Raw genomic sequence first — 4732 nt, 5'->3', positions numbered from 1 at the left:
CCTTTGATACAGACTTGATGATCGAGCAGATTAAGGAATTGTTGGCAGGGCGCCCGGTGGACATTCCAACTTATGACTATACAGAGCATACACGGAGTAGCAAGGCCTATCGTCAGGAGCCTCAGGATGTCTTTATCGTTGAGGGGATTTTGGTCTTGGAGGATAAGCGTCTGCGCGATTTGATGGATATCAAGATTTTTGTGGATACAGATGATGACGTGCGTATTATTCGTCGTATCAAGCGTGATATGGAAGAGCGTGGCCGTAGTCTAGATAGCGTTATTGATCAGTATTTGGGTGTGGTCAAACCTATGTACCACCAGTTTATCGAGCCAACCAAGCGTTATGCTGATATCGTCATTCCTGAAGGGGTCAGCAATACCGTTGCTATTGACCTTTTGACGACCAAGATTGCAAAGATTTTGGAAGAAGCGAGAAACAGCAAATAATCAGATGAGGAGGCCTAGCCTCCTTTTTCTATTTTTCCTTTAGTTTCAGTAGGAAAAAGGTGATTTTTAAGCATGTTTTTGGTATAATAATACCCATGGAAAAGCAAGAAAATGAATAGTAGGTGGAGATGGAAAAGTATTTATCGGTAACAACTTTGACCAAGTATCTGAAAATGAAATTCGATAAAGACCCTTACTTGGAACGGGTCTATTTAACTGGTCAAGTTTCCAACTTTCGTAAACGACCTACTCACCAATATTTTTCCCTAAAAGATGACAATGCAGTTATTCAAGCGACCATCTGGTCTGGGATTTATCAGAAATTAGGCTTTGACCTGGAAGAAGGTATGAAGATTAATGTGATTGGGCGTGTGCAGGTCTATGAACCAAGCGGTAGCTACTCTATCATCATTGAGAAAGCTGAGCCTGATGGGGTTGGGGCGCTAGCGATTCAGTTTGAACAACTCAAGAAGAAACTGACAGAAGAAGGTCTGTTTCAAGAGAGATTCAAGCAACCTCTTCCCCAATTTTCTAAGAAAATCGGTGTGGTAACCAGTCGCAGTGGAGCCGTTATTCGAGATATTATCACGACTGTCAGCAGACGTTTTCCTGGTGTTGATATCCTTCTCTATCCGACCAAGGTACAAGGTGATGGAGCTGCGGAGGAAATTGCTCGAAATATTGCGCGTGCCAATCAACGTGAGGACCTAGATGTTCTCATTATTGGTCGTGGTGGGGGTTCCATCGAGGATCTCTGGGCCTTTAACGAAGAGATCGTGGTACGGGCTATTTTTGAATCCCGTTTGCCCATCATCTCTAGTGTTGGTCATGAGACGGATGTGACCTTGGCGGATTTTGTGGCAGATAGACGGGCTGCGACGCCAACAGCTGCGGCTGAATTGGCAACGCCTGTGACCAAGTTGGATCTCTTGAGCCATTTACAAAATCAAGAAAAACGGATGGCAACAGCAGTCCGAAATGTCCTATCTAAGAAACAAGAAGCTCTGAAAAAATGCAGTCAGTCAGTTATCTTTAGACAGCCAGAGCGCTTGTATGATGGTTATTTGCAACGGTTAGATCAACTACAACTGCGCTTAAAACAAAGTTTGCGAACACGGATTTCTGATAACAGACAACTAGTCCAAGCAAGGACGCATCGACTGGTCCAACTATCACCTATTACCAAAATCCAGCGTTATCAAGACCGTCTAGGTCAGTTGGACAAGCTCCTACGCAGCCAAATGGCGCTGGTTTATGATGCCAAGGTTGCTGAAGTCAAGCGACTTTCAGAAGCTTTGATGATGTTGGATACCAGTCGAATCGTGGCTCGTGGTTATGCAATTGTCAAAAAAGAAGAGTCCGTAGTCGATTCTGTTGAGATGTTGAATAAAAAAGATCAAGTGACGCTTTTGATGCGAGATGGTCAAGTAGAATTAGAGGTTAAAGATGTCAAAACAAAAGAAATTTGAGGAAAATCTAGCAGAACTGGAGACCATTGTCCAAAGTTTAGAAAATGGTGAAATTGCTTTAGAAGATGCGATTGCTGCCTTTCAAAAGGGAATGGTCTTGTCAAAAGAGCTCCAAGCGACGCTGGACAAGGCTGAAAAGACCTTGGTTAAGGTCATGCAAGAAGACGGGACAGAAAGTGATTTTGAATGAAGAAGCAAGAAAAATTAGCTCTTGTTGAATCGGCTTTGGAAGATTTTTATGGAGACCAGCAGTTTGCCTCTAGTTTGCGAGAGTCTGTTCTCTATTCCATTCATGCTGGTGGCAAGCGTATTCGCCCTTTTCTTTTGCTAGAAGTTTTGGAATCCCTGAAAGTGGTTATCCAACCAGCTCATGCGCAGGTAGCCGCGGCCTTGGAAATGATTCATACAGGGAGCTTGATTCACGATGACCTTCCTGCTATGGATGATGACGATTACCGTCGAGGGCGTTTAACCAATCATAAGAAATTTGGCGAAGCGATGGCAATATTGGCAGGAGACGCCTTGTTCCTAGATCCCTATGCCTTGATAGCGCAGGCAGATTTATCAAGTCAGATCAAGGTGGATTTGATTGCCAACTTATCCCTTGCTTCAGGGAGTCTAGGTATGGTGGCAGGGCAGGTTTTAGATATGGAAGGCGAACACCAGCATTTATCCTTGGAAGAACTTCAGACCATTCATGCCAATAAGACTGGAAAATTACTAGCTTATCCTTTCCAAGCAGCTGCTATCATTGCGGAATTGGAACCAGAAATCCAAGCAAAATTGAAAACTGTGGGTGAATTGATTGGGCTGGCCTTTCAAGTTCGAGATGATGTGCTGGATGTGACAGCTAGTTTTGAGGAAATCGGCAAGACTCCACAAAAGGATTTGCAGGCTGAAAAATCAACCTATCCAGCCTTGCTGGGTTTGGAGGAGGCCATTGCTTTTTGTAACCAAACCTTGGATCAAGCTAATGCCAAGTTAGAAGAAATTGCCCAGCAAGTCAGCTTTGAAACAGAGCCGATTGTGAAAGTAGTAGAAAGTTTGAGAATCAATGGCTAAGGAAAGAGTGGATGTACTAGCTTATAAACAGGGCTTGTTTGAAACGCGAGAACAGGCTAAACGCGGTGTCATGGCTGGTCTAGTTGTAGCAGTCCTCAATGGGGAGCGTTTTGACAAGCCAGGAGAGAAAATCCCAGATGACACTGATCTAAAACTCAAGGGTGAAAAACTCAAGTATGTTAGCCGTGGTGGTTTGAAATTAGAAAAAGCCTTGCAGGTCTTTGGGTTGTCAGTTGATGGAGCGACCACGATTGATATCGGTGCTTCCACTGGAGGATTTACTGACGTCATGTTGCAAAATGGTGCTGAGTTAGTCTTTGCAGTCGATGTTGGTACCAATCAGTTGGCTTGGAAATTACGTCAAGACCCACGGGTTGTCAGCATGGAGCAGTTCAATTTCCGCTATGCTGAAAAGACTGATTTTGAGCAGGAACCGAGCTTTGCCAGTATTGATGTGAGTTTCATTTCCCTCAGTCTGATTTTACCTGCCTTGCACCGTGTCTTGGCTGATCAAGGTCAGGTCGTGGCTCTGGTTAAGCCCCAGTTTGAAGCAGGTCGTGAGCAGATTGGAAAGAATGGAATCATTCGCGATGCCAAGGTTCATCAACATGTCCTTGAATCTGTCACTGCTATGGCAGTTGAACAAGGTTTTTCAGTGTTTGGATTAGACTATTCACCAATCCAAGGTGGACATGGAAACATCGAATTTTTGGCATATTTGAAAAAGGAAGATGGAGCAAGTAACCAAGTTGCTCCTGAAATAGAAAAAGTTGTAGAGAGAGCACATAGAGAATTTAAAGATGAATAAAAAAGAGAGACTTGAAAAAATTAGAAGATTTGTTACAGATTATCAAATTGGGACTCAGGAAGAAATCGTTGAGCACTTAAAGGAAGCAGGTATTTCTGCTACGCAAGCCACTGTCTCAAGGGACATCAAGGAGCTTGGGATTGTTAAAATTCCTTTGAAGAACAACACCTATATCTATGAGTTGCCAAAATCAGTCGTCAAAAGTTTGCAGTTGGCTGAGGACAATATTGTGAGTTCTGAGTTAATGGGAAATATGATCAATCTTGCTGTCATTCCTGGAAATACTATTTTTGTGAAGAGTCAGTTGGTTGAAGCATTTTCTGAACAGATTTTTAGCTGTCTAGCTGATGATGATTCTATCTTAATTGTAGCTAGAACAGCAGAGGCAGCTGAGGAAATTGTTGAACAAGTCAAAAAATGGTAGGTCAGTATGTTACTTGAAATTTCGATAAAAAACTTTGCCATTATTGAGGCGATTTCACTCAATTTTGAAAAGGGTATGACTGTTTTGACCGGAGAAACGGGTGCTGGAAAGTCTATCATTATCGACGCTATGAATCTCATGTTGGGGGCTCGTGCAACGACAGATGTTATTCGTCACGGTGCGCCAAAGGCAGAGATTGAGGGACTTTTTTCGGTTGAAAATAGTCGCCTTTTACAGGAACTTTTTGATGAGCAAGGTTTAGAATTGGGGGATGAGATTATCATCCGTCGGGAAATTTTGCAAAATGGTCGTAGTGTTAGTCGCGTGAATGGTCAGATGGTCAATCTTTCTGTCTTGCGTGCCATTGGGCAACACCTTGTGGATATCCATGGTCAGCATGACCAAGAGGAGTTAATGCGTCCTCAACTGCACATCCAGATGTTGGATGAGTTTGGTGATGCTGCTTTCTTGGACTTGAAGGAGACCTATCAGACGAGCTTTGATGCCTATCGCAAAATGC

The 4732-nt window shown here is 43.3% G+C and carries 7 protein-coding genes; all 7 read left to right on the top strand.

What is annotated here, in order from left to right; genetic code table 11:
• A partial coding sequence (gene udk / locus GMD4S_RS07030) for a uridine kinase (RefSeq protein ID WP_000385672.1) occupies window positions 1-449 on the top strand: 449 nt, incomplete at its 5' end.
• A 128-nt stretch (window positions 450-577) separates the two neighbouring features.
• On the top strand, window positions 578-1918 hold the full coding sequence (gene xseA / locus GMD4S_RS07025; protein WP_000417497.1) for an exodeoxyribonuclease VII large subunit: 1341 nt from the start codon (window positions 578-580) through the stop codon (window positions 1916-1918).
• A complete protein-coding gene (locus tag GMD4S_RS07020) occupies window positions 1896-2108 on the top strand; it encodes an exodeoxyribonuclease VII small subunit (RefSeq protein WP_000043226.1) in 213 nt (70 codons plus the stop codon). Before xseA ends, GMD4S_RS07020 begins: the two co-directional genes overlap by 23 nt.
• The gene (locus GMD4S_RS07015; protein ID WP_000743829.1) at window positions 2105-2980 is read left to right on the top strand and encodes a polyprenyl synthetase family protein; all 876 of its coding nucleotides are present in this window, start codon (window positions 2105-2107) and stop codon (window positions 2978-2980) included. Before GMD4S_RS07020 ends, GMD4S_RS07015 begins: the two co-directional genes overlap by 4 nt.
• Window positions 2973-3788, top strand: coding sequence for a TlyA family RNA methyltransferase (locus tag GMD4S_RS07010; RefSeq protein ID WP_001041047.1), 816 nt, complete (start codon window positions 2973-2975; stop codon window positions 3786-3788). Before GMD4S_RS07015 ends, GMD4S_RS07010 begins: the two co-directional genes overlap by 8 nt.
• Entirely contained in the window at window positions 3781-4212 is a 432-nt protein-coding gene (locus GMD4S_RS07005) for an arginine repressor (protein ID WP_001034394.1), read from the top strand. Before GMD4S_RS07010 ends, GMD4S_RS07005 begins: the two co-directional genes overlap by 8 nt.
• 6 nt (window positions 4213-4218) lie before the next feature.
• Window positions 4219-4732, top strand: a 514-nt coding sequence (locus GMD4S_RS07000; protein WP_000923545.1) for an AAA family ATPase, incomplete at its 3' end; no start/stop codon positions are given.

The sequence above is a fragment of the Streptococcus sp. GMD4S genome, from assembly GCF_000296955.1.
Note: the sequence above shows the minus strand (reverse complement) of the source record. Positions and strands in the feature narration are given on the sequence as shown.